The sequence below is a fragment of the Mesorhizobium sp. WSM1343 genome (genome assembly GCF_055901535.1).
In genome coordinates, this window is the sequence record NZ_JBVVWZ010000002.1 from 488,027 (window position 1) to 512,794 (window position 24,768).

Sequence of the window (24,768 nt, forward strand, 5' to 3'; positions counted from 1 at the left end):
TCACAGCCTCTTTTCGACAAGCACCTCGACGCGGCGGTTCAAGGCCCGCCCCTCGCGCGTGCTGTCGGTGGCGACTGGATCGGTGGCCGCGCGGCCCTCGGAATGGACGCGATCCCGCGGCACTCCGTTCTGGACCAGCATGTCGGCAATCGTCTGGGCGCGAGCCTCCGACAGTCGCTGGTTGGTCGACAGCGGATTGGTCTTTTGCAGGGGAACGCTGTCGGTATGACCGACGACGGTGATGTTTCCGATCAGCTCCTGGTTGGCGAGGATCACCTTGGCGAGCGACCCGATCAGGGGCTCGAAGCCTTCGGTCAGTTGTGGCCGTGACGACTGGAACAGTTCGGGATTGGAGGCCTGGATCGTCAGCTTGGCCAGCGAAACGCTTTCGGTGCCGCTGAGGGCGGATTTGAAGTCGGCGGGCGCCCCGGCCTGAAATTCCGGCAACAGCGCAAAATCCACCTTCTCCGGCGGCGGGGCATCGACTTTGGGCGACGTGCGGGTGATGTCGCCGCGCGCGGGCGGCGGCAGCGCGCGAACAAGTGCGGAGAGCTCGACCGCTTGGCTGCTCAGTGCCATCGAGAGCCCGACATGGATTGTCATGGCTGCAACCGCCGCACCGAGCGCCATGACCCAGATCGGAACGATGAAGCGCTGCGGCTCGTCAGATGCGATCACGCCTTTCCAGTTTGGCGACAGTGGCGCGCCTTCGGCGTCGGCATCGCGTAGGAAGCGTGCCGCCGCCACGCGAACGGCATTGAGCGAGCGGTCGCCGGATCGGGCCGACACGCGATATTTGCCACGAAAGCCAAGCGCCATGCATTGATACTGCAGTTCCAGCAATTCGCGATCACGGTTGGGATGGCGCTCGAGTTCGTCGAGACGGGTGAAGAACTGCGTGCCGGCATCGACATCGCCGCGCAGCATGACCACAAGCGGCTGCCGCGGCCAGGCGCTGGCACCGCCCCATGGCGTGTTCAGGGCCAGATCGTCGAGCAACGCCGCCACCACCCAGGCCGCCTGGTCGGCGCGCTCCATTGAGGATCCGACCGACATAGCCGTGTCGCGTGCCCGGACCAGTTCTTCGAGCAATCGGGTACGCAATGCTTCCGGATTGTCCGGCGGCAGCGCACTTTCAAGCTCGGGAGCGAATTCGAGCAAGGGCGCAAATGCGTTGACGAGTGCGTTCGGATGGGTGCGGGAGCGCTTTACCGACGCGCTCGGCAAAGGTGGCGCCATCGGCCGCGGCATCGGCGCGCCGGTCAATCGAATGCGGGTGCGTTCGCGATCCTCCGACAGTCCGAACGGATCATCGCGGCTCATGATCTCACCTGTTCACCGAATAGCAGTCCACCTGCGGCTCGCTTGGCAACACGCCCGAAACGCCGATGACGAAGCCGGGAGCGTCGAGCAGCGACGCCCAGTGCTCACTTTTCTGGTCCAGTTCCAGACATAACCGATCGCCATCGTAAGGAATCTCGCGCGGCTGGGAATGAAGCGGTTTCAGCGGAATGCCGGGCAAGCGCGATTTCCACAGGCCCTCGAACTGGTCGGCCGAGCCGACGGTTGCCTGATTGACGAATATCTTGCGCAGCGCGTCTTCCGACAACTCCGAACCGACCCGGATGACGATCCGGCTGGCCACCAGCAGCTTCGGATTGTCGATACGGATCTTCCAGACATTGGTCGAATGCCGCATGACAGGCAGCGCACGCGATTTGGGCTCGATGTAACGCAGGCTGAGGATGAGCGAGCGCAGCGCATCCGCCAGCGCCGAATAGGCGGGGCCAGGCGCCATGTGATCGTAGGCGGGCAACTCGCCCAGCCGCCGCGCGCTCGATCCGTAGGTCGCCATCGAACCGGCGAGACCGGCAAGTTCCAGGTAAAGCTCGGCTGGATGGAACACATCCTGAGCCAGCATGTGGGCCAGCCGCGGACGTGCCGCATTGGCGAGATTGAGCATCAGCAAATCTTCGACGCTGCGCCCAGGTCCGCCCATGACCATCTTGCCATGCGCCTCGGCGATCTGGTCGAGGCCGGTGACAACTTCCAGCAGCAATTGCCGGTACCAGGCCACGGCGCCCGTAACCAAGGTCGGTGGCAGGAAGGTCTCGTCCAGGGAGACGCCGCCATCGGCTCGAATCCCCTTGAGGTCGGCTATCGGCAAGGCCGTGTAGCCACCGACCGACTTGCCGGGTGCGAGCAGCAGCGCCTGCGGCCGGGCAATTTCGATTTCTTCAGGGTCTGAACCGCCCTGGACGGCGTCACGCACCGAAACGATCCGCCCATGATATCGCGCACCCGAGGCGGCAGCGTGTGCCGGATCGAAGCCGACACCGCCCGGAGGCTCCAGCGGCAAGGCGATCAGCACCGGTCCGGCGCCCGTGTCAGGGGTGACCGGCAGCGGTCGCGGCGCGTCCATCATGTCCGGGATGGAAAAAGGTGTCCCATCCGGAAAGATGCCCCGCGCGGACAGGATCGAGATCTGGCCGGCTTCCAGCAACGCCTGGTCCAGTGTCAGCTGTTGGAAACCGAACGTATGCAATTGCCCGGCCTGCAACGCGCCGCGCACCGTCGCCTCGAAAAAGCGATCCTGCTGCTGGAAATGCTGGGTCCGCAGGAAAAGCCCTTCGGACCATAGCACCCTGTTTGCATTGCTCATGCCGCTACTCTCTGCATCGAGCTCCCCTTGCCCTTTGCCGCTAGGCGGAAATGCCGCCGCTGCCAAGCGTGACGTTGATCGTGAATTTCGATCCCGACGACACCGACTTGGTTGTCCGCCAGTTCCGGCCGCCGGGCTCGCGGATCAGAGCAACAAAGCCCAGCGCCGTAGCGTCCGGCTCGACCGTGATGGTTTTGGATGCGGATTTTCCCGGCCCGACGGAAATCTGGTCGGATCCGATGAGATCGCCCGCCAGCGCCGTGCCGGCATCCCCCTGCAGCGCGAAATAGTCGGCGGAATTGAATTTGCCGGTGCTTTTCAGCCGCATCACCAGGATCGTTACCGGCCGGTCGCCGCCGCCTGGTCCCGGGTTCATGCCAGCACCGCCGTTTACGTTGACGGTGATCACCGATGGTTTCGGCGGACCACTCTGGCAAGCCGCAAGCAACCCTGTCGCGCCCAAGGCAACAACAAATTCACGTCGATCAATCATCTCTCACTCCTCCTCATATGCATCTCGAAAATCAGCGCCGATTTCGCCAAGGAAGCTCTTTTCAGCACTCTCGGCGATTTCACGATGGCGCTTCTGGTAAAGTTCCCACAGCTTGGCGCCCCGCCCCCCAGAGAGAAGGGTTCCGATCGCGGAATTCGTTTTCAGCTCTTCCTCGATCACTACCGGGTCAAAACGGTCGATCATCCGCCGCATGGCGGTCTGTATGCCTCGCCAGGCGCGTACGTGATGTTGCGCGAGATCGCGCACCGCATCGGTGATTGCCGCTTCACCGCCGAGAAATCCTGGGCTGCGCTCAGCGATAAGCGTTATGATGGCGTCGTCGACGGTCGGCAGGAACTTGAGCGGATTGACTTCGGAGGCCCCGACCATGGTCTGCGCGACGCGCGCGTTTCCCTTTTCCTCGGCCCGCTTGCGCAGAAGCTGCATCAGGCCTTCCATCATCATCCGGTATTCGCGACCGAACTTCTCCATTTCCGCGATGCTGTCGCGTCCGGGGAAATCGGCTTCCTCGACACCCATGCCATGCAGGAATGCGGCGCGAAGCGCCATCTCCTCCGGCCGCGCCGCACCCAGCGCCGGGGCGGCTTTGGGAGCAGCACCCACACGTGGTGAAGCAGGAGTAGCTGCGGGCTGCACCGGCAAATCCCAGGGATTGGCTGATTGGGATCGCTGGGCGATGCGCTCGCGCTGTTCGATCGAACTGGCGCCGTTCGCCGAACTGAGCGTGGCGGCTGGTCCGAAAGCAAAGTCATCATGGGTTCCGGACGGCTTGTCACGGGCGGCTTGGGCTGCGCGGTCGGGGGACGGTACCGCGTCGAGGCTGAACGGGTCCGCTTGGCTCGCCGCGCCGCCCGGTTCGCGATAAGGGGCGGGATTTTTCGACACCGGCGTCGAAACCGGATCGAGGCTGAACGGGTCATCGAAAGCGGCCGAGTGGCGCTGGTCGGAGTTGGCACGTTCGAATGCACCCGCAACCGGCTGCTCGAAAGGGTTCGGCAGATCGGCCGGACGTGGCCGTCGCGGCTCTTCTTCGACCTTGGCGGAAAAGAAGTCATCGCGACCGATGCTCACCGGGGCCCGGGATGCTGGCGGCGCGCGTTCCGAAACCGGCTGGCCGGCCGCTGGTGCTTGAGTGGCTGGCGTTTGCAGGTCGACATGGACGACGTAGTCGCCCAATCTCAGCCGCATGCCACTTTGAAGGCGCGTCGACTTGCCGGCACCGAGCGGGCTGTCGGAGTCGTTTATGAACAATCCGCTGCTCGACGTGTCGGTGACGAAATATCCATCTCGCCCGCCAGAGATCTTGCAATGTGCCCTTGAAACGAACATGTCGGGATCGTTGATCTGCCAACCCGCGTCCGCGCTGCGGCCGATCACCAGCTCACCCTCGTCAAGCCGGGCCTGCCGCACCGCCTGGGTGCGGGGCCCTTGCTCCAGTGTCAGCAGCAGGCTCATGCCGCGACCCCCGTCATTTCCGGCCGCCATCCGACGATTGTCCGCAGCCGCATGTCGTCAGCATCGCCCCTTTCGATGGGTCGCGCAAGCCAGGCGGTCCGCCCGAGCCGAACCGCTCCGATTTGGGGCGGCGGTACGGCTTCACGCGCAAGCACGATGCGCAGATCGACGTCGAGCGACTCCCCGACCATGTCGCGAACGGCCTGCTTGAACAGCTTGAGCCGCTCCCCGCCAGGCAGGAACGCCTTGAACTCCTCATACCCCAGCGGGCCGACACGCAGTTCGATCCTGCTTTGGCGGCTGAAAACGCGTGGGCCGATCGTCGCGCCCTTGCCGAGCCCTGCAAAGGCCTTTGCAAGACGGGTCTGGAGACCGGTTGGTACTGTTATCCAGGCGGAGATGAACTCCTTGATCTGTACCGGCGCCTTGAACGCTTCCGCCAGGAACAGCGTCAGCCGTTCCGGGCCGTCGACCTGATTGGCCAGCGAAGCCGCCTGCCGAAGCTTCACCGTATCGAGATTGGGGTCCTGCGTGCCGGGAAGTCCGATCCCGGCCATGGCTTCAAGCATGGCGCGAACGCGCCCGCCGACCGCGCGTTCGGCCTGCACGGCCGGGTGCGCATCCGCCCACGCCCGATAGTAGAGGGCGATCATACGGTGCTGCAGAATGTTGACGAAGTCGACGAACGTCGTGTCGCTGGTCAGTTGTGCCTCGGCGCCGGCGAACCAGCGTTGCGAGAGCCGGTCGAGCACCCAGCGCGTCAGATGCAGCGGCATTGGACCCTCGGGTCCCAGCAGACCGAAATTTGCCACCGTGACCCGGGCCGGTGCCGCATCGCGGGCTTCGCGGAACACAACCAGGTCCCGTGCGGAAAAGGCGAGGCGTACATGCTGGCCGAGCCGTGCCGGCTCACGGTCGGGACGGCCGGAATGGCCGAACAGACCGTTCCGTTGTTCGAGGCGGCGCAGCAGTTCGAAAAAGTCGAACGTCTCGGACAGACCTTCGGCCCTGTTCGGGCCGGGCGTGTCTAGATCAGGTAGCGATTGCCGGGCGTCATCGGCCATGGCACATCCTCCTGCTTCTGCAGCAGCCGCGTGCGAGTTCGCACGAAGCCGTTTATCCCGGCGTGACGAGCAAACAACCGCGCCAGCAAGGCCGAAAGCAGCAAGGTACTTTGGCCGGCCAGGACCGATTGATCAACATGCAACGTGACTTCGGTACCGCGTCCAAAGCACATCGGTCCATCGATTTGCAGACGTTCGATGACCGGCTGCGAGTCGATACGCACGATCGAATGCACATTTCGGGCAAGGCTTGGATCGCCGCGATCGGCATAAAGGTCGAGTAGCGCATGCAGGGGATCGATGCCGCGGCCTTCTTTGGCAAGACTGAGAAAGTTGAGCGCGAGCTGCGCCACCAGCCGCCAGGCGAGATCATCGGCCCGCGATTCCCCGTCGGCCCCAGCAGGCAGTGCCGCAGGAATAGCTGGCTGCGGCGCACGCAAGGCGCCAAGAAGCCTCACGGTTTCGACCGGGTCGCCGGCCTCTAACGTCAACGTCGGATTGTCATCGAGGATCGGCAGATCACGATTGGTGCAAAGCGCCATCACGTCGAGCCGCTTCAGCGGCCGGGTCGCCGGCCTTACGAGCGGCCGGGACACGGCCAGGAAAACGTCATCCCCGGTATAGGACGTTCGCGTCAGGCCTTCGCGGCGCTCCTCCTCCATCGCGCGGCGAGGGCGCCTTTCGGTCGAATAGACCCAACCACTACCGCCGTTCTGACCCAGGCTGAAGAGCTCGGGGATTTCAGCGTCGTTACCTTCCGTGTCGGCGTCCTCGACGCGGATGACCCGGTAGATTTCGAAGTCACGCGCCCGCGTCCGGTCCGCATGCAACACCTGGCGCGTCTTGCGTTCATCGACTTCGACGACGTTGCACTCGCGTTCGAACAGATTGATGATCGGTGTCGCGAAAAGTTCGAAGTCCGCCGGCGTCAGATCGGCCAGCTCGGGAACCGTGCGTTTGAACAGGAAAATGATCTCGAGTCCGGCCGCGCATTGGCGCACGACAGGCTGCAATCCCAAAACCCGTGCATAGTGAAAACGCTCGGGCATCATGAAGTATTCGCGCAGCAACCGGTATCCTTCGAATGTCGGGCGGGTGCGCGGCATCAAGGCCTCGTCGTCGCTGATGCCGATCATCTCGGGTGCCGGCAACGGCGACAGCGGGTTGGTCTTGCCTTCCGGTCGCGCTGCTGTGGCCGCGCAGGCGCCGAAAATCGCATCGAACAGTAGCGGCGCCTTGGTGCGTCCGGCAAAATAGAGGTCAAGCCGGTCGAGAGCCAGTTCGTCGAGCTTGCCTTTTCCGGTCCTGGCCAGCGTGAGGCGGAGCGCCGACTCGCCGCTGACACCGCCGATCGGTCCTATGCCAGCCATCGCCATCGCACTGCGGTCCTGAAAAAAGCTGACCGAAGTGACCGCGATCGGCCATAGAGTCATTTCCTGGGCGGTTGAGAAAATGCAGCGCGTTGACAGGCCTGGCTGCAGGCTGGAAACCAGCCGTGTGTTGCGCTTGACGACGTGGCCGGCCAGCATGGTCTGGACCTGCTGGCCGGGTTTCAGCACCGCCATCGCCGTTGCCGGCGCCGGCGTGACCAGATCGGGATAGAGAACGTCGAGCACACTGCGGGAAAATCGCGAGCGCTCGGCATCGACCTTTAGCCGGGTGCGCGCGGCCAGGAAGGCTACGCCATCGAGCAGGCGCTCGACATATGGGTCCGGACACGGCACCGTATCGAGGGAAAGGTTGCGCGCCACCGCCGGATGCATGTCTGCGAATTCCGATGCAAGAGCGCGGATATGGCTCAGTTCCTCCTCGTAATATTCGACGAAGACCCGATCCATCTCAGGCCTCCCCAATTTCGGTCCGCGCCAAACCGTTGTCGAGATTGATCGTGGTGCGCAGGCGCATGCGTTCGGGAGTCGGGGTCATGATCAGAACGGCGTCTATCTCGATCTTCAGGCCGACGGTGTTGTCGCCAAGCGTGACCGTTACCTTTGTTGCGCTTTCCTTCAGGCGGGGCTCGAAGGTCGCGAGCACCATGCGGATCTCACGTGCCAACACCTCGCGATCGAAGTCGCGCGACGAGCGGCCCGAGAAGGAGGGCACGCCGTAATTGACCACGCTGCGGCGGACCTCCGGGAAATCGGCAAGCGAAGGGGGATTGTCCGCAACCTGTTCATTTTCCAGGTCGGAAAGAAGCGGCGTCGCCTCGAAGCGCTCTGTGTTGAAGAGCGCCTCGATGTCACGCCGTACCGCTTCCCTGAGCACGCGCGCCGATACCACCACGCCACGGCTTTCGATTTCGACGCGGTGCTGGGTCTGAACGGCCAACCGATGCAGACGGCGTTTCTGATCCGGTGTCAGTACCACATCGGCGTCGATGGCACGCGTGCTGCCGGCAACGAGTGTGTCGAGACGGTCCGCGCCAAGCTCGTCGAGCAGGACATGGCGCAGCCCGTCTATTTCCGAGGTCAGGCCCGGCAGATCATTGACGAGACGATCCCAAAGCGACGGCTGGACGGCTTCGCTTTTCGCCCGCAAGCTGCCAGTGGTCTGCTGCATGCCCGCGCCGGGTCGCCGAACCTCACTTGCCGACATAGACATCCATTTCGGCTTCATCATTGCCGTCATAGACGAATTTGATCTTCTTGTAGGCGAAGCTGACCTCTTCCTGGATCAGGTCTTCCTCATCCTCGGCCTGCGACATGTCGTATTCCATGATCGAGGCGTCGGTGAGGGTAACGACCAGGTAATCCTTGGTCTCGCCATCGATGGTCCGGCGGGCCGAGAACACCACCTCATCAAGGGCCTTGTTTTCGAACAAAGCCTTTTTCAGATAGGGCGATGATTTGTCGTAGTGCTTGGTGAATTTGATCATCCCCATGGAGACGCGGCCACGGCGTGACAGCGAATTGGGATCATAAGGTGCGACCATCTTGTAGTCGACGCCATGGATTTCAATCTCGTCATCGTGGCCGTCGCGGGTGCTGGGGCCTTTGATATCGGGAACCTTCAGGAAGCCATCAATCTTCGTAGTCGGCATTGTGTTTCTCCACCGCTTTCAAAAAACCAGGTTGTCGTTGCTGCGATCAAGTCTTAACGGACGGTAGTTCCGAGACCAGTCGGAGCGACGCATTGATGCCCTCCAGCTGGTAATGCGGGCGCAGATAGAAGCGGGCATTATAATAGCCCGGCCGCCCCTCCACGCTGTCCACCTGGACCTCGGCGGCGGCAAGCGGGCGCTTGGCGCGCGCCTTGTCGTCGGCAAAGGCCGGGTTGGCCAGCACGTATCGATTGATCCACTCGGTCAACCAGATCTGCATGTCGGCGCGCTCCTTGAACGAGCCGACCTTGTCGCGCGCGATCGCCTTGAGGTAGTGCGCAAAGCGCGAGACCGGGAACAGGTAGGGCAGGTTGGCGCTCAGCCGCTCGTTCGACTGTGCATCGGGGTCGACCAGCCGCCCCGCCCGCGTTTCGTCGTCCTGCAGCGAGTGTGCTCCGATGAAGGCCGCGAGATCGGTATTCTTCCGGTGCAGGATGGGCATCAAGCCAAGCTTGGCCAGTTCCGCCTCGCGCCGGTCGTCGATGGCGACTTCCGTGGGACATTTCATCGCGATCGAGCCATCATCGGTCGGGAAGCTATGCACCGGCAGGTTGAGCACCGTGCCACCATTCTCCACGCCGCGGATCTGCGTGCCCCAGCCGAAAAGCTTGTGACTGCGGTTGATGTTGACGCCCATCGGGAAGGCGGCGTTCATCCAGACATATTTGTTGTGATCGCCCTCCACCTCTTCCTCGAAGGTGAAACCCTTCACCGGAACGGTATCGGTGCCGTAGGGCAGCCGCGCCAGGACGCGGGGCATGGTCAGGCCGATGTAGCGAGCGTCCTCACTCTCGCGCAACGACTGCCACGAGGCATAGGCGGGGTTGGAGACGATCTGCTGCAGGTCTTGCGGGTTCGGCAGTTCCTGCCAGCTGTCCATGCGAAATAGGCGCGGCGAAGCGGCCGCGATAAACGGCGTATGCGCGGAAGCGCAGATGCCGGAGATGTTGCGCAGCAGGCCGACGTCACGTGGGTGATTGGAGAACTCGTAGGCGCCGATCACGCAGCCGATTGGTTCGCCGCCAAGCATCGAATACTCGTCTGTGTAGACTTTCTTGAAGATCGGGCTCTGGTCCCACATCTGACCTTCATAGTCTTCAAGCGTATCGGCCAGTTGCTCTTTGGAGATGTTCATCACCCGGATCTTCAGCTTCTGATCCGTCTCGGTGTTGTTGACGAGATACCACAGCCCGCGCCATGTGCCTTCCATCTCACGCACTTCCGGCGCGTGCAGGATTTCGTTGACCTGTGTCGTCAGCATCTTGTCAATGCCGGCGATCAGCGACTTGATCGATTTGATGGCATTGGACGAGATGGTCGTGGTGTCGGAACGGGACTGCGCCGCGAGCGCGAGATTGCGCACGAGCTGTTGCAGCTTCTCGCTGTCGTCCTTCTTGACCTTGAAATCTTTTTCGAGGAGTCCGCTGAATTCATCGAGGTTTATGGCTTCGGCCTCCGCGGCGACTGAGGCGGTCTTTTGCTGTTCGGCCATGATCATTCCCCAACCTTGTCGTCGTCGGCCAGCGCCTGGCTGGCAATCTTGCCAAGTAGCGGTTCGTTGTTCAGAAGCTGCGCGATGCGCTTTTCAGCATCGACACGGCCATCCATGAAGCCGAGCAATTCCTCGAGTTGGCGACGCATCTTGAGGATCTCGGCCAGTTGCGGAACTTGCTCGGCAATCTTGTCGGGGGCGAAATCACCCATCTTGGAAAATGTAAGATCGAGAGCCAGTTCCTCGTCACGCTCCTGGCCCTCGGCCTGCGGCAGCGTGTTCTTCACCCGCGCTTTGACGCGGGGGCCGAGCGCCTCCATGAATTTTGGGAAGCGGTTCGCGTCGGTCTCGACAAAGGAGCGGTCCAGCACCGACTTTGACGCTTCCTTGGTTTGCGAAGCACCGGCAAGGTCGGCCATCACGCCCATGACAAACGGCAGTTCGATCGTCGTCGGGCTGCCGTAGGTTTCCACATCGTAGGCGATCTGCACCCGCGGCGCGCGATTTCGTTCGATGACCTTGGCTTTGCTTTCGGCTGGCATGTGTTGTTACCTTTCATCCTTCTGAGCCGTCTTCTTGGCATCGGGAACGCCGGCCAGCAGCCTGAACTCCTTCAGCCCCGAAGGGGCGAGATCTTCCATCAGTTCAACGAAATCCATGTGCACCATCCGACGGACCCGCCGAGCCAGGTGCGGAATTGGGCTCGACGGTTCGGTACGGTCATAGAAGGCGACGACCAGGTCGAGGCATTTCACCACGTCGTCGCGCGAGGAGATCCGGTCGGGGAGTCCCGTGCTCGAGTCCGCATAGCTTGCCATACTTGCCATAGCATCGGCTCCATGACCGTTTCGAGCAGGCGTTGCCAGTTCCGTCGGCACCGCCTGCGTGGCTGCGCCATTCGTCACCGCGCCGGCCGCTGAATTCCGTTCAAGTGTCGTCAGCAAACGCTGCAGGAACCGTTTTAAGTCCGGAACGGGAGTGCCGCTGCCCTCGAGACGAGCGTTGAGCGCAGTCTCGAGCGCATCCAGTGCCGTGATCGTCGCCCGGGCGTCGGCGATGAGCTGGACCATCTCCGCATTGGCCTGATCGATCTGTGCCGCACATGCGGCACGCACCCGATTCAAGAGTTGTCCGTGCGCACTGACCAGCTGCGCTTTTTCCGCCGCATTCAGCCCCGAGGCGGCTTCCTGGAGCATGACGCGATCGTCGAGCGCACCCTTCTCCAGGTCCTTGCCCTGAACCGGGCCGATTGCGCGCGGCGCGAAGAACGTCATTTGCCGCAGATTCGCCAACAACCCGTCCTGACCATTCTGCAGGTCGATCAGCGCGTTGATACGGCGCAAGGCGGCATCGCGCGGCGAAGCGTTGGGCCGCATAGCCGGATGCATGGTGTCCCAATGCTGATCGAAGGTCTGCGCGATCAGCGTCAGACCTTGCGCCAATCCGGCCAGCCCGTCTTCATTGGCCAGCGCGCGCGTGACGATGACAAGCAGGCGCAAGTCCCTGCCATGCGCGCGCAATTCCTCCGCCTTTGCGAGCACAGCGGGCCAGTCGACTGGAATCGTGCTTTGCGAGCCGGCCTTATTGTTGCCGTCGTGGACGACCTTGAGTTGGGCTTCGGTCAGGCGCTCCAACTCATGGAAAGCCGGGTCGTTGCGCAAATCTTCCCCGGACGGGTTCTCACCGTCTAGCGAAGAAAGCCAGAGTGCGAGATCAATCACACCAACCCCCAGCGAAGGCCCTCAAACCTTATGTGACCTTACGTTATCACACCGGTGCACTTTACCACAATTCAACGAGTGCTCCAAAATTAACAGAAGCTGAACACCGCCATGAGTACCGAACTCCGTGGCGCAATTGTCAATCCGTATGAGAAATGCATCGCGCAGGGCGCGCAATTCCGCTGTTGTTTGCAGCCGGTGGTGCAAGACTTCCACAATACGAGGAAGCTGGCTGAACCAGGCATTGAGGCCTCGTCCACAACGCACTTTGTCAAGTGGCGGCATCTGTGGCAGTTTATCGGCTGGCAGATTGCAGGAGCACGTTCGATGGAACAGCGCCGGTCGTCGCAGAGCTTCAAGCGTAAGGAACTGGTCGGCAAGCTTAATCCTGTCGGGGTGCGCGCCTTCAAGGCCGCGGCCGATAGCGCCAAGCTGCGCGGCAATCCTTACGTCGAACTCGTTCACTTCATCGAGCAGCTGGTGCTTTCCGACCGCTCCGACGTGCAAATGATAATCGCCGATGCGGGACTGGATGCCAGCCGGCTCACGGCAGATATGACCCGTGCCGTCGACAAGTTGCCCTATGGCGCAACCTCGATCGAGGAATTCTCCGATCATATCTTCCATGCAATCCAGGAAGCCTGGAACCTCGCGACGCTGGAGTTCGGCGTCGAGGAAGTCCGCAGCGCCCATATTCTGCTTTCCTGCCTGAAAACCCCGGTTCTGGAAGGCCTGCTGTCGAAGATCAGCGGCGAGTTCGACAAGATCGACGCCGACGCGGTTGTCGCGCGGTTCGCCGATGTCGTGGAAGGTTCGCTCGAAGGCGGCGCAGCCATCGCGGTTCCCGCGGCCGAAACGCCGAAGCGGACCATGGGCGGAGATTCGGCCTTGGCGAAATTCGCCACGGATCTGACCCAACGCGCCCGCGAGGGCAAGATCGATCCGGTCGTCGGCCGCGATCCGGAGATCCGGCAGATAGTCGACATCCTGATGCGGCGTCGGCAAAACAACCCGATCCTGACCGGCGAGGCCGGGGTCGGCAAGACGGCGGTCGTTGAGGGCTTTGCCTTGCGTATCGCTCAGGGCGATGTGCCGCCCACGCTGCAAGGCGTCAGCGTGCGCATGCTCGATGTCGGATTGATGCAGGCGGGCGCCAGCGTGAAGGGCGAATTCGAAAAACGGCTGAAGGCTGTGATCGACGAGGTTCAATCGTCCGAAACGCCGGTCATCCTGTTCATCGACGAGGCCCACACCTTGATTGGCGCCGGCGGTGCTGCCGGAACCGGTGATGCCGCCAATCTCTTGAAGCCGGCGCTGGCACGGGGCGAACTTCGCACCATCGCCGCAACGACCTGGGCCGAATATAAGCAGCACATCGAGAAAGACCCGGCGCTGACCCGCCGTTTCCAGGTGGTCAAGATCGACGAGCCGTCGGAGGCGGTGGCCGTTCTGATGTTGCGCGGGGTGGCAGGGGTTCTGGAGCAACACCACAAGGTGCAGATACTCGACGAGGCGATCGAGGCAGCAGTCGGCCTGTCGCATCGCTACATCCCGGCACGGCAACTGCCTGACAAGGCGGTGAGCCTCCTCGACACCGCCTGCGCCCGTGTCGCCATATCGCAGCATGCTACGCCAGCCGAGGTCGAGGACATCATGCGCCGCCGCCAGGCTCTGGAGGTCGAGCGCGGCATCATCGGGCGCGAGGCCGCGATCGGCATCGAGGTGGCTGAACGGCAGGCGCGCGTCGACACCGGGCTTGCCGAGAGCGAGATCACCCTGGCTGCGGCGCAGCAGCGTTGGGATCGTGAAAAGGTGCTCGTCGCCGAGATACTCGAACTGCGCGCCAGGCTGCGCGGCGAGGGTGTGGCGCTCGATGCGGCCACCGTTGGGGCCGATGCCGAACCGGCAGCGGCGAACGCAGAAAAGACCAAGGTAGCGGAGTCGTCAGAGACTGAGCCGCCCAAGGCCGCCCAGACGGACGCGGAGACACAGGCCGCTGCCGATCCTGCCGCCGATCTCGCCCGATTGCGCGCACTGATGGCCGAATTGGCAGCGGCACAAGGCGAGACACCGCTGATTCTGCCCTCGGTTGACCGCAATGCAGTGGCCGCCGTGGTCCAGGACTGGACCGGGATCCCGACCGGACGGATGCTGTCCAGCCAGACCGAAAAGGCGCTCAAGCTCGCCGCCACGCTTTCGGAACGGGTCGTCGGCCAGGATCACGCCATGGAGATGATCGCCAAACGCGTGCAGACCAGCCGCGCCGGGCTTGGCGCGCCTGAAAAGCCGGTCGGGGTCTTCCTGCTTTGCGGCCCCTCGGGCGTCGGCAAGACCGAAACGGCATTGGCGCTGGCCGAAACGCTTTACGGTGGCGAGCAGAACCTGATCTCCATCAACATGTCCGAGTTCCAGGAGGCGCACACCGTCTCGACACTGAAGGGCGCACCGCCCGGCTATGTCGGCTACGGCAAGGGCGGCATCCTGACCGAAGCGGTGCGCAGAAAACCCTATTCGGTGATCCTGCTCGACGAGGTCGAGAAGGCGCATCCCGACGTCCACGAAATCTTCTTCCAGGTCTTCGACAAGGGCATGATGGACGACAGCGAGGGCCGCCGGATCGATTTCAAGAACACCCTGATCCTGCTCACCTCGAATGTCGGCTCCGAAGTTATCATGGACCGCACAAGGAATGGCACGCTGCGGACCGGGCTCGACGATCTGGATACCGCCTTGCGCAGCCCATTGCTGAAGGTCTTCCCGGCTGCCTTCCTTGGCCGGGTGGTGACCATTCCTTACTATCCGCTCTCTGATTCGATGATCGAAGCGATCACTGGCCACCAGTTCGCCAAGATCGCTCGCCGGTTGCGGGCAACCAACGATGCGGAACTGGTGATCGGCGACGGTGTCATGGATCTGGTCAAGGCCCGCTGCACCGAGATCGAATCCGGCGGGCGGATGATCGATGCCATCCTGACCAACACGCTGCTGCCGGAACTGAGCCGCGGCGTGCTTAACCGGTCGCTCGAGGGCGAAAAGATGACCAAAGTCACCGTCGGCGCCTCCAAGGAAGGTTTCACTTATTCCTTCGAGTAGGTTCTGATCGTGTAGAACCTCGTCGCCCTCGGCTGCCGGCCCGCTATTCGCGATCCCCCGTGGCGCCGCAATTCGAGAGGTGGCGGTCTTGCCCGTGCGCGAGAACGACGTGCGCAGCCGGTAGCGGATCGTCCCCGACAGCACCGGCCCGCCGGTAGCATCGCGCCTGGGCTTGAAAGAAGCTCACTGGCTTATCCGATGTCGCCTAGACGCAAATTCCGCAGGCAATCCCGAAGGAGATCAACAGGGCGGGCGAGATGGGTAAGCGGTGCAGGGATTGGCTGGGCCTCTTTGTTGCAGACCCGCCCAAAACCTCCTGCAACCCGATCGGTTCGACATAAAATATTTACCGTGTTGGCATGGTTTACGAATGGTTTCGCGGGCCATCCACCTCATGGCCGCTTTGGCTTTGGCCGGACCGGTTAAGGTTGAGCCGGATGATTTGACCGGCTGCGAAACTCCTCGCAAATTCCTCGTTGTCGAAAAGCTGTTGGGTGGTCACGCCATCCTCGATGATCTGCACCGCCCATTGGCCGTCTATGTGTTCTACCCGAACACCGTCCTTCTGATCGTCGCCCACGCCCGCACTCCCACACAACGATGTGGGAAAAAAACCATGTGATCGGCAATCCAGCAAGTCACAAAACCGTACGAATCCGGCCGCTGGTTAACTTTGTAAAAGCGTCGAAATTTTCGCAAATGCCCGCACCCGCAGGAAACCAATTTTGGAAGGCCCGTAGCTCACACGGCCGCAGCCCGATCATCATCGATCCAGAGAAGCTGTGGACGGCATGTTGCGAGTACTTCGAATGGGTCGACGCGCACCCGCTCTATGAGGCCAAGCCCTTTGCGTATCAGGGCGAGGTGAAGATAGAGAACGTGGCGAAGATGCGCGCCATGACGATTTCACCAGCCAGGTCGAGGAAATCATCCGCACCCAGAAGTTCGAATCGGAACTCACCGGCAAAGACGGCGAACCGTTGCCGCTGGTCCCCGTGGTCAATGTCACAGTCCGCAGTTCTTGACCTGGAGCTGCATCCCAAGCAGGGGATAGCATTCAACACCGAAGCGACCGAAACGCTGTATGGTGGCGCGGCCGGCGGCGGCGGCTCCTCATCATGGCGCCGATTGCTCGGTCGGCCGCGCTCCTTCGACACCAGCCCGCCGGCGCCGTCCTGGTCATAGGCTTGCAACAGCCGGTGAACCTGACTGCGGCTGAGATGAAGAAGCTCCGCCGCCTGGACGCTCAGCCGCCGGTCGCGGATCTTCTGGATGGCTTCAAGACGATGCAGCTCTTTTTTGCGACAAGGTGATCAAAGGCATGCCGGCTCCGCCCGGTCTCACGCCAGGCAGTGTGAAGTCGTCAGCCTTCCTTTCCAGCTTCGAGTTGGCCAGAGCATGAGCTGTGAAAGTCGGGGACTGTCGCATCTCTAAATTGCTCAAGTGTCGCATCTCTATATAACTGCTACATCCAGTGTGGCGGCGATGTAGAAATGTCGCCGGCTATGCAAAGTAGAAATGTCGCATCCTACGTTCGCGGGGGGCAGGGTCCAGCAAGTTAGAAATGCGACAGCGACGCACTTCCTGGCGCCGACGTGAGTGCCCGATCGGGCGTCAGCTGGTCGGGGTTGCGCAGCCCGATCGGGTGCGTTCCAGCTTGGCTCCCTGGCTTTAGCTTTGAAAGCCGCCTCACTCGGCAGCGGCCACCCTTGTCAGTGCCTGTTCTCGCCGGGCGATGACGGCAGGGTCGTTGATGAAATCTGTCCTGCGGCCCGGCTTCGACCCGCGCTTCTTGTAAGCGATCTGTTCGCTGTTGGTCTTGATCTTCGGCGGAGGCCGCGCCTCGTCCTGCTGAGCCTTGATCCAGGTCAGCACTTCGCCGAGCCGCTTGTTCTCGGTGACACGCCCTCCATCGAACGTCCAGCCGACCGTCGGCGAACTCGTAGATATCGACGTATTTGCCGACCAGCCCGCACGAAAGGTCGTTCTTCTCAAGCATGATTTGCCTGCGTTCGTAGGAGAACGACAATTGCTGGCCGACATAACGCTGCTCCCGCTTGCACAGCACGTCACGCAGCCGATCCGGCGCAACATTCAATGCGCGATGCAGATTGTCCGGTCGGGCAGGGACCTTGGCGAACCTCTCGTTGAAGTCGGCAACGAACCCCGGCAGGAAAGCGTTGGCCGCCTCGATGTTCGATATGCCGGCGAGGCGCAGTTCCTTCACGAGACGATCCTGGAGGGTCCGGTTGACCCTCTCGACCCGGCCTTTGGCCTGACTCGAATTGGCGCACAGGATCTCGATGTTGAGTTCGGAAAGCGCCCGCCCGAATTGCGTCATGCCCCGGCCGGCGCGGGCCTCGGCCTTCGCAACCCGAAACACCGTATGCTTGTCGGAATAGAACGCTACCGGGCAACCGTGTGCCTTCAGATAGAGCTCGAGCGCCTCGAAGTAGCTGAAGGTGCTCTCCGACTTTACAAAGCGAAGCTGCTGGAGCTTGCTCGTGGCGTCGTCGATGAAGACGAGCAGGGTACACGGATCGCCCCGCTCCTCGAACCAATGGTGATCGCTGCCGTCTATCTGCACCAGCTCGCCATACGACTCCCGACGTAATCTGGGCTGATGGAACGTCCTGCGCTGCTTTCGCGACAGCCAGATTCCAGCCTCCGCCATCCATTTGCGCAACGTCTCTCGCGACACGACCAGGCCGTGGTTCGCCGCCAACTTCTCGGCCGCCAAGGTCGGCCCGAAGTCGAGATAGTGTTCCCGAACCAACTGAACCGCCAGTTTGCCGATGCCGGCGACATATCGATGGTTCGACGGTCGTCCTCGAGCCTTGTGCCGAAGTGCTGCAGCGCCTTCGGCTCTGAACACCTTCAGCAGACGCTGGACCTGACGCGTCGTCATATCCAGCACATGCGCCGCCGAGACAACCGTCATGCGCCGCTCCAAAACCTTCGACAGCACCTCAATGCGTTGCAGCTCGCGCTCGCTCATTAAGATCAGTCCCAAGCCGCCATCTCCCTCGCTCATGGACGAGCAGGGCGACATTCCTACTTTGCAGAATCAAGACATTTCTACTCTGCGGCAATATCCAGAAGTCGCATAATATACATTATGGAACATGAAATTATGATTTGAAATCAATGTGTTGGCAAAATTTATCGGCTGTTAGCCACCCGCTCCATCATGCTTTCGCCGCACAAGAAAAGCAAAATGCGTTTCATCGTTGGGCCACCGGGCCCCTTTTGTTGCGAATAGCTGCTTTGTGCCGCGAGGACCTTGGGAAGCTATTTCCTTTCGAAAAAACAGATTTTTCCTTTCGGGTAGAGGTTGGGATATGATTGCGCGACAGGAGTGCGATCTATGCAGAGTTTCACCGTCGAGCTGATACGCGACGGCAAAGCTGTGGAACGTGCCGAGGTTCAGGCCGAAAATGTTGTTGAAGCTGCGAAGACGTGGGGACCAGTAACCATCCCGTACGCCGAAGAGCCTGACATCGGCGAATGGATCAGGGTAACGCACCCTTGCGGCAGCACGACAAGTTGGTTCGAGCCGGATCGTTAAGCGCGGCCAATTTAGAGCTCACTGGCCAGGATGCGTCAGGGCTGTGGGTAAGAGCCGTGACGAACGTCACGGCGTCGGGATCATAGCAGAAGATGGACGGATGACCCGGTGCGAACCAGCGAGCATGTAGTAGGCTAATCCATCTTCCTGATGTCGATCTCGCCCCTCCCCTCTCCCAGGCTGTCCGTCTCGCTTTCCCTACCCTTCTTCCGCCCGAGCAGGACGACCCTGCTGTTCGGCGCAGCAGGACTGGCCGGCACAGGCCCAACGGTACTACGCGCAGCGCCCAAGCGCAGCCTTTCGAAACTTGGTGGCACAGACCAGAAGCTTTTATGCAGATTGGAAGTCCAAATTTAAACAGTTCATCCTACGTTGGCCGATGGGCTTTTTGTCAAGGAAACGCAATTGAGCCGGTCGGGCAGAACGGATTTTGACTTTGATGGTGCAAGAAAGGCGGTTTTTTCGACCGCCAACTTGCCGGCGGCAATTGCGTTGGCCGTGCTTGTGATCTGCGCGGTCCTTGCGGACTTGCAGAACACGAAAGTGTCCGATCAACTCGCGCGCGCCGAAGTCCAGGCCAAGGTCAACATCATAAGGGCCAAGCTCGAAGGCAATGTAAACGGTAATCTCCAGCTTGTTCAGGGCCTCGTCTCGGCCATAGTTACAGAGCCGTACATGGGACAGCAGAGATTTGCGTCCCTGGCAAGCAACCTGTTCCGACAGAGATCGCAACTGCGCAACATCGCCGGTGCGCCCGATCTCGTCATCTCGCTGATGTACCCGATGGAAGGCAACCAGAAGGCGATCGGGCTCGATTACCGCAAGAGCGAGGCGCAACGGACGGCGGCGCTTCGCGCGCGAGACCTCGGCGTTCTTGTGTTGGCAGGCCCCGTCGACCTGGCCCAGGGAGGGCGGGGCTTTGTCGGGCGCATTCCCGTCTTTGTGCCGACGGCGGGCGGCGGCAGCCGATTCTGGGGCATCCTCTCCGCTGTCATCGATGTCGATCAGCTTTACGCGGCGAGCGGCTTGAATGACCCCGGGATTGATATTGATGTCGCCCTGACGGGGACCGACGCGCTTGGCGGTGGCGGCAAAAAATTCTTCGGGGGAGACAATGTCCTCGCCGGCAAGCCGGTGTCGGCCGATGTGCAACTGCCTTCGGGCTCCTGGCTGATTTCGGCTATACCGAAGGGAGGCTGGCCGGCCATTCCGAACAATGCGTGGATGTTGCGGGGGCTCATAGCCTTTGCCGGCGCGCTGGTGGTGCTGCCGATCCTGGTGGCCGGGCGACTGTTCGGCGAACGACAGAAAAACTATGCCGAGCTCAGACGTCTGTCTGGCCGCCTTGAGTTGGCCCTGGAAGCTTCTGGAATTGGCGTGTGGGAGCACGACCTGGCCACAAAAGAACTGCTATGGGACGACCGCGTCAACCAGATCTACGGCAAGCCAGCCGATGGCAAACCGCGCGGTTATGAAGACTGGGCGATGGCCATTCATCCCGAAGATTTTGACAGGGCGCGCCAGGAGTTCGACGCGGCCGCCGAGAGGGAGGGACCGTATTCCTCGCAATATCGAGTCCTGCTAGCGGACGGTACCACGCGCCACGTGCGCACGCGCGCAGCCTTCTTCCAGGACATCGGCGGCACGCCGAAGATGATCGGCGCCGAGTGGGACGTCACCAGCGACGTGCTGCTCAATGAGACGCTCATTCGAGAGCGCCAGCTGTCGGAATCGAAAAATGCCGAACTCAAGGTCGCAAAGGCGCATGTAGAGCATGTTGCGCTGCACGACCCGCTGACCGGCCTGCCCAACCGCCGCTATCTCGATGAGTTGCTTGCCGAAAAAAGCGTAACGGGGACCCGCACAGCGCTGCTGCATCTGGACCTCGACCGCTTCAAGCAGATCAACGATACACTCGGCCACGCAGCCGGTGACGCCATGCTGGTGCACGCCTCCAAGGTCATCAAGGTCAACACGGGTCCCGGTGATTTTGTTGCACGCATCGGCGGTGACGAGTTCGTCGTGGTGAGCCATGGACGTGATGACAAGCAACTTTCCGCGCTCGGCGACCGCATCATCACGCAGATGCGCCGACCGGTCGATTTTCAGGGCAACCCGTGCCGGTTCGGGGTGAGCATCGGAATTGCCGCCGGAACCGACGCCAAGCAACTGCTCGTCAACGCCGACCTCGCTCTTTACCGGGCGAAAGGAAGCGGTCGCAACCGACACGAATTCTTTGACGAAGAGCTGCAAAGCGAGATCGTGCGGACCAAGCAAATTGCCGACGAAATCCTGGGCGGGTTGGAGCGCGCCGAATTCACAACATACTATCAGCCGCAGTTCGACGCCAGGACACTTGAGATCGTCGGGGTCGAGGCGTTGTCGCGTTGGAAGCATCCCGAACGCGGCATCCTGGCCCCACAAAGCTATCTCAAAGTGGCCGAAGAACTCAACGTCGTGGCAATCATCGATCGCGCTGTCCTGGAACAGGCGCTTGAGAATTTCGACCAATGGTCGAACAGCGGTCTCAAGATCCCGCACGTCTCGGTCAATGTCTCCGCCAAGCGGTTGGAGGACAAGGATCTGATCGATGGCTTGCGCAAGCTTGCCATCAGGAAGGGCACGGTGTCGTTTGAGCTGGTTGAGTCCATCTTCCTCGATGAGAATGACGACCTGGTCACCTGGAACCTGGAGCACATTAAGGAACTCGGCATCGACATCGAAATCGATGACTTCGGCACCGGCCATGCCTCGATCGTGTCCCTGCTCAAGCTGCAGCCGCGCCGGCTCAAGATCGACCGCCAACTGATCACGCCCGTCACCCAGTCGATCCCGCAGCGTCAGCTGGTCTCGTCGATCATTGAGATCGGCAAATCGCTCGGCATCGAAGTCATTGCCGAGGGTGTCGAGACGAATGATCACGTGCGCATCCTGAAGGAGCTTGGTTGCGATATTCTGCAGGGCTATGTTTTTGGCCGCCCAATGGACGCCAAGGCCTTCACGGCCTTTGCCCAATCGCGCAAATGGTTGGCCGTGGGGTAGGTCATGCCTCGCGCGGTAAGGCAGGCAGGCCGAGCGGTTCAACCGGCGCCCAGTCGCGAATTGGCTCGAGCACACTGCACTTGCATCGGCAAACCCACCGCCACCCTTGTCCCCAAAGTGCCCGACCGGCTCTGCGTGCCGGTGAAGTGACCGAAAGCAAATTTCTCGTCAGGTCTCTCAGATCTCATGATCCGACGGTCCGGTGGCGCGGCATGGGCTGTTAGCTCCAGACAGCTGAAGATAGCCAAAAGCGTCCGGCGTTATGGGCGAAGGAGCGCGGCACCAAATTGCGCCCACAATCGATCGCAGTCATTTGCCCTGAGGCTTGGCGTTCCCGGTTCGCCGTAGAAGACCATCGCCGAACGGACATCGTAACCGAGCACCGAGGCATTGGCCACGAACTGAATTGCCATTCCCAAATTCATCGCGTTGATCCTTACCTCGGCTTTAGTGCTGAGATCGACCACGCCGAAAATTTCCGCACCCCCACTTCTGCCGGCCATAACCGTCGTCGAGAGCGCGTTCCCCAAAGCGAGTAGCATTCGTGTTCAGTCCCCGCAAAGGCCGCTCTCGAACGCGCGCGCGGCGAATTTGTTCCTTGGCAGTTCAACGCCGGGCTATCGAACTGGCCTTTTCAAACGTGCAGCTTGCCTGATGCCGCGCCTTTAACGGTCCAGCAGTTTTCTTAGCGTAAAGCAGCCTCATGACGCTGCTCCGGCATTTCGGCGAACCAACACGTCGCCTTTTTTTCAAGCGAACGGCTTTGCCCATCATTGTCGTGACGCTGCTTGTTGCGACCCTCACCACAGGCCTTTTGCTATGGTCGGCGACCCAGTCCGATGGTGTTGCCGTGTCGCGGCAGAAAAGCTTGGTCGCCTTGATCATATCCAAGCTGGAGAGCGGAATAGCCCACGATCAGGAGAGCGTCACCGTCTGGGACGACGCGGTCAGCGCCCTGCGGAGCCAGGATGCCAAATGGGTCGACACCAATCTCGGCACCTGGATGCACACGTATTTCGGCCACGATGAGGTCTACATTCTCGATCCGAAGGACGCGCCAGTCTACGCATTCGCCGATGGATCGGCGGTGGATCCGGCGAGCTATCAATCCATACGCCCGACCACTGCGCCTCTCGTGGAGAACCTCAGGGCGAGGCTGAAACAGGGGGACACCGACGGCGTCACCGAGCAGGTGCTCACGATAGGTGCTTCCGACATGGTCGTCATCTCCGGCCATCCTGCCATTGTCAGCATCAAGCCAGTCGTTTCCGACAGCGGCCACATTGCACAAGTACCAGGTCAGGAATTCCTACACGTTGCCGTTCGCTATCTGGACGGCAGTCTGCTTGCCTCCTTGCGCCAAGACTATCTCCTCGACGACGCACACTTCTCCTGGTCAAACATGCTTAGCTCTGAAGAGGCGTCCTATCCCCTCGTCGGTCGCTCTGGTTCGACTGTCGGCTTCTTTGTGTGGCAGCCATATCGGCCCGGGGCGTTTGTCCTTTTTCAACTGGTGCCAACACTCGTGGCGGTGTTCGGACTGGTACTTGGCGGAATTATTGTAGCTCTGGCCGCTTTGCGCCGGCGGACTTTGAGGCTGATTGAGACCGAGAATCACATCTATCACCTGGCCCACTACGACCTGCTTACAGGGCTGCACAGTCGCGGCCATTTCAACAGTCGTTTGGCTGATGCGCTGACACTGCTGCCCGCGACGGGCGAGCAGCTCGCGATCCTCTATCTTGACCTCGACCGGTTCAAGCAGGTCAATGACAGCTTTGGCCACCCTGCCGGTGACGAGTTGCTCAGGGAGTTCGCAGACCGGCTGAGGCGGCTGACCCTGGAGGTGGACACGGTGGCGCGCCTGGGCGGTGACGAATTCATTATCATCCAGCGCGCGGTCGCAGGCGAGAATGAGGTCAAAACATTGTGCGAGCACTTGATCGAGTCCGCGCGCCGGCCGTTCGAGGTCGCCGGAGTTCAGGTTTTTGTCGGGGTGAGCGTCGGCGTAGCTCTTGCTCCCAGGGACGGGGTGGACCAGGTCGAGTTGGTGCGGAAAGCCGACCTCGCCCTGTATCACGCCAAAGCCGGCGGTCGCAGCGGCTATGCTCTGTTTGAACCCGAGATGGACCAGACGCTGGCAAAGCGTAAGGGTCTCGAACAGGACCTGCGCAAGGCGCTGCAAACGCCCGGCCACATCCGGGTGCATTATCAGCCGCTTTACACCGCCGACACCAACAGGATGACGGGCGTCGAAGCCCTCGCGCGCTGGTCGCACGCAGAGCGTGGTTGGGTCGCCCCTGACTTGTTCGTACCATTGGCAGAGGAAACGGGGCTCATTGAAGTTCTAGGCGAGCTGGTTCTGCGCCAGGCCTGCCTTGACGCGGTGCATTGGCCGATCGAGACCCTGGCAGTGAACGTATCGGGGTTGCAGCTGAACAATCCGAGCTTTGCCATGAAAGTGACGAGCATCTTGTTGGAAACGCAAATGGATCCACGGCGGCTCGAGCTGGAGGTTACGGAAAGCACGCTCTCCGAGCGCCCCACCGAATGCCAGCAGAACATGGCAGCGTTGCGCAGTGTCGGGGTGCGCTTTGCGCTTGACGATTTCGGTACGGGATTTTCCTCATTGGGCCGACTGCAGAGCCTGGAAGTGGACAGGATCAAGATCGACCGAAGCTTCGTGCAGGGCTTTGGCGGCTCGAACGGTGACGAGGCCATCGTTCAGGCGATTATCGACCTGGCTCGCGCGACTGGCCTCAGCACCACAGCGGAAGGGGTCGAGACCGAGAGCCAGTGCAATTATCTGCGCAAGCTCGGCTGCGACCAGCTACAAGGCTTTTTGCTTTCAAGACCGGTGCCAAAAGAGGACCTTCAGGAACTCCTCGACGGCGGATCAAGGCGGGCGACCGCATGAGAATGCGTCTATGTGATTCCCGACGGTCGACGATGCCGCACGCGGATGCAAGCAGCGAATCTTGGCGGCCTGGGACAAGGTGCGTCGACACTCCCCTGGCCAGTGACGCCTGACGATCTGTGTCACCCGCTTCGGGCCAG

Annotated in this window: 18 protein-coding genes and 2 pseudogenes; 6 read left to right on the plus strand and 14 right to left on the minus strand. The window is 61.4% G+C overall.

All coding sequences use genetic code 11. The features are described from left to right. From icmH to tssA, 11 genes are read right to left on the minus strand one after another with little or no spacing between them, the layout of a single operon-like run. Positions 1-1,323 carry a type IVB secretion system protein IcmH/DotU gene (gene icmH, locus AC0NIL_RS32860; protein WP_128338328.1) on the minus strand — a complete coding sequence of 441 codons (1,323 nt, stop codon included), beginning with the start codon at positions 1,321-1,323 and terminating at the stop codon, positions 1-3. A 4-nt stretch (positions 1,324-1,327) separates the two neighbouring features. Continuing rightward, on the minus strand, positions 1,328-2,662 hold the full coding sequence (gene tssK / locus AC0NIL_RS32865) for a type VI secretion system baseplate subunit TssK (protein WP_013525301.1): 1,335 nt from the start codon (positions 2,660-2,662) through the stop codon (positions 1,328-1,330). 40 nt (positions 2,663-2,702) lie between these two features. Continuing rightward, complete coding sequence (gene tssJ / locus AC0NIL_RS32870; RefSeq protein ID WP_024504481.1) at positions 2,703-3,155, minus strand: type VI secretion system lipoprotein TssJ; 453 nt, start codon at positions 3,153-3,155, stop codon at positions 2,703-2,705. Positions 3,156-3,158: 3 nt separating this feature from the next. After that, positions 3,159-4,631, minus strand: coding sequence for a type VI secretion system-associated FHA domain protein TagH (gene tagH, locus AC0NIL_RS32875; RefSeq protein WP_224673550.1), 1,473 nt, complete (start codon positions 4,629-4,631; stop codon positions 3,159-3,161). Then, complete coding sequence (gene tssG, locus AC0NIL_RS32880) at positions 4,628-5,695, minus strand: type VI secretion system baseplate subunit TssG (RefSeq protein ID WP_024504479.1); 1,068 nt, start codon at positions 5,693-5,695, stop codon at positions 4,628-4,630. Before tssG ends, tagH begins: the two co-directional genes overlap by 4 nt. Then, entirely contained in the window at positions 5,659-7,533 is a 1,875-nt protein-coding gene (tssF, locus tag AC0NIL_RS32885; RefSeq protein WP_024504478.1) for a type VI secretion system baseplate subunit TssF, read from the minus strand. The genes tssG and tssF overlap by 37 nt, the downstream gene beginning before the upstream one ends. Position 7,534: 1 nt before the next feature. Further along, positions 7,535-8,290 carry a type VI secretion system baseplate subunit TssE gene (gene tssE / locus AC0NIL_RS32890; RefSeq protein WP_013525306.1) on the minus strand — a complete coding sequence of 252 codons (756 nt, stop codon included), beginning with the start codon at positions 8,288-8,290 and terminating at the stop codon, positions 7,535-7,537. Beyond that, positions 8,277-8,735: an Hcp family type VI secretion system effector gene (locus AC0NIL_RS32895; RefSeq protein ID WP_013525307.1), complete on the minus strand. Its 459-nt coding sequence runs from the start codon at positions 8,733-8,735 to the stop codon at positions 8,277-8,279. Before AC0NIL_RS32895 ends, tssE begins: the two co-directional genes overlap by 14 nt. Positions 8,736-8,781: 46 nt before the next feature. Next, positions 8,782-10,287 (minus strand): type VI secretion system contractile sheath large subunit, encoded by a 1,506-nt coding sequence (gene tssC, locus AC0NIL_RS32900; protein WP_024504477.1) that lies wholly within the window; start codon positions 10,285-10,287, stop codon positions 8,782-8,784. Positions 10,288-10,289: 2 nt separating this feature from the next. Then, positions 10,290-10,829 (minus strand): type VI secretion system contractile sheath small subunit, encoded by a 540-nt coding sequence (gene tssB, locus AC0NIL_RS32905; RefSeq protein ID WP_013525309.1) that lies wholly within the window; start codon positions 10,827-10,829, stop codon positions 10,290-10,292. Between the two features lie 6 nt (positions 10,830-10,835). Then, entirely contained in the window at positions 10,836-12,008 is a 1,173-nt protein-coding gene (gene tssA, locus AC0NIL_RS32910; RefSeq protein ID WP_013525310.1) for a type VI secretion system protein TssA, read from the minus strand. 327 nt (positions 12,009-12,335) lie between these two features. Here tssA and tssH point away from each other — a divergent pair, with 327 nt between their 5' ends. From tssH to AC0NIL_RS32925, 3 genes are all read left to right on the plus strand, one after another. Continuing rightward, positions 12,336-15,101 carry a type VI secretion system ATPase TssH gene (tssH, locus tag AC0NIL_RS32915; RefSeq protein WP_473573621.1) on the plus strand — a complete coding sequence of 922 codons (2,766 nt, stop codon included), beginning with the start codon at positions 12,336-12,338 and terminating at the stop codon, positions 15,099-15,101. A 370-nt stretch (positions 15,102-15,471) separates the two neighbouring features. Further along, a complete protein-coding gene (locus AC0NIL_RS32920; protein WP_164753874.1) occupies positions 15,472-15,723 on the plus strand; it encodes a hypothetical protein in 252 nt (83 codons plus the stop codon). A gap of 77 nt (positions 15,724-15,800) precedes the next feature. Beyond that, positions 15,801-16,286 carry a hypothetical protein gene (locus AC0NIL_RS32925; RefSeq protein ID WP_474048950.1) on the plus strand — a complete coding sequence of 162 codons (486 nt, stop codon included), beginning with the start codon at positions 15,801-15,803 and terminating at the stop codon, positions 16,284-16,286. On the opposite strand, the pseudogene AC0NIL_RS32930 reads toward AC0NIL_RS32925, so the two are convergent. After that, positions 16,211-16,393, minus strand: a pseudogene (locus AC0NIL_RS32930) (helix-turn-helix domain-containing protein); the annotation flags it as partial. The gene AC0NIL_RS32925 and the pseudogene AC0NIL_RS32930 overlap by 76 nt on opposite strands. Positions 16,394-16,790: 397 nt before the next feature. Then, positions 16,791-18,114 (minus strand): annotated as a pseudogene (locus AC0NIL_RS32935) (ISNCY family transposase). 354 nt (positions 18,115-18,468) lie between these two features. Here AC0NIL_RS32935 and AC0NIL_RS32940 point away from each other — a divergent pair. Together AC0NIL_RS32940 and AC0NIL_RS32945 are read left to right on the plus strand one after the other, a co-directional pair. Then, positions 18,469-18,669 carry a hypothetical protein gene (locus AC0NIL_RS32940; protein WP_013525315.1) on the plus strand — a complete coding sequence of 67 codons (201 nt, stop codon included), beginning with the start codon at positions 18,469-18,471 and terminating at the stop codon, positions 18,667-18,669. Between the two features lie 405 nt (positions 18,670-19,074). Further along, positions 19,075-21,711, plus strand: coding sequence for a bifunctional diguanylate cyclase/phosphodiesterase (locus tag AC0NIL_RS32945; RefSeq protein ID WP_473573624.1), 2,637 nt, complete (start codon positions 19,075-19,077; stop codon positions 21,709-21,711). 260 nt (positions 21,712-21,971) lie between these two features. Here the strand turns inward: AC0NIL_RS32945 and AC0NIL_RS32950 are convergent, their stop codons facing one another. Next, positions 21,972-22,178: a hypothetical protein gene (locus AC0NIL_RS32950; protein WP_245265372.1), complete on the minus strand. Its 207-nt coding sequence runs from the start codon at positions 22,176-22,178 to the stop codon at positions 21,972-21,974. Between the two features lie 236 nt (positions 22,179-22,414). Here AC0NIL_RS32950 and AC0NIL_RS32955 point away from each other — a divergent pair, with 236 nt between their 5' ends. Then, entirely contained in the window at positions 22,415-24,628 is a 2,214-nt protein-coding gene (locus tag AC0NIL_RS32955; protein WP_013525318.1) for a putative bifunctional diguanylate cyclase/phosphodiesterase, read from the plus strand. The last annotated feature ends 140 nt before the right edge of the window (positions 24,629-24,768 follow it).

Excerpts from the sequence above, each read along its gene's own strand:
- icmH (WP_128338328.1), bottom strand. The coding sequence starts at position 1,323 with ATGAGCCGCGATGATCCGTTCGGACTGTCGGAGGATCGCGAACGCACC.
- tssK (WP_013525301.1), bottom strand. The coding sequence starts at position 2,662 with ATGAGCAATGCAAACAGGGTGCTATGGTCCGAAGGGCTTTTCCTGCGG.
- tssJ (WP_024504481.1), bottom strand. The coding sequence starts at position 3,155 with ATGATTGATCGACGTGAATTTGTTGTTGCCTTGGGCGCGACAGGGTTG.
- tagH (WP_224673550.1), bottom strand. The coding sequence starts at position 4,631 with ATGAGCCTGCTGCTGACACTGGAGCAAGGGCCCCGCACCCAGGCGGTG.
- tssG (WP_024504479.1), bottom strand. The coding sequence starts at position 5,695 with ATGGCCGATGACGCCCGGCAATCGCTACCTGATCTAGACACGCCCGGC.
- tssF (WP_024504478.1), bottom strand. The coding sequence starts at position 7,533 with ATGGATCGGGTCTTCGTCGAATATTACGAGGAGGAACTGAGCCATATC.
- tssE (WP_013525306.1), bottom strand. The coding sequence starts at position 8,290 with ATGTCGGCAAGTGAGGTTCGGCGACCCGGCGCGGGCATGCAGCAGACC.
- AC0NIL_RS32895 (WP_013525307.1), bottom strand. The coding sequence starts at position 8,735 with ATGCCGACTACGAAGATTGATGGCTTCCTGAAGGTTCCCGATATCAAA.
- tssC (WP_024504477.1), bottom strand. The coding sequence starts at position 10,287 with ATGGCCGAACAGCAAAAGACCGCCTCAGTCGCCGCGGAGGCCGAAGCC.
- tssB (WP_013525309.1), bottom strand. The coding sequence starts at position 10,829 with ATGCCAGCCGAAAGCAAAGCCAAGGTCATCGAACGAAATCGCGCGCCG.
- tssH (WP_473573621.1), top strand. The coding sequence starts at position 12,336 with ATGGAACAGCGCCGGTCGTCGCAGAGCTTCAAGCGTAAGGAACTGGTC.
- AC0NIL_RS32920 (WP_164753874.1), top strand. The coding sequence starts at position 15,472 with ATGGTTTCGCGGGCCATCCACCTCATGGCCGCTTTGGCTTTGGCCGGA.
- AC0NIL_RS32925 (WP_474048950.1), top strand. The coding sequence starts at position 15,801 with ATGCCCGCACCCGCAGGAAACCAATTTTGGAAGGCCCGTAGCTCACAC.
- AC0NIL_RS32940 (WP_013525315.1), top strand. The coding sequence starts at position 18,469 with ATGCAGAGTTTCACCGTCGAGCTGATACGCGACGGCAAAGCTGTGGAA.
- AC0NIL_RS32955 (WP_013525318.1), top strand. The coding sequence starts at position 22,415 with ATGACGCTGCTCCGGCATTTCGGCGAACCAACACGTCGCCTTTTTTTC.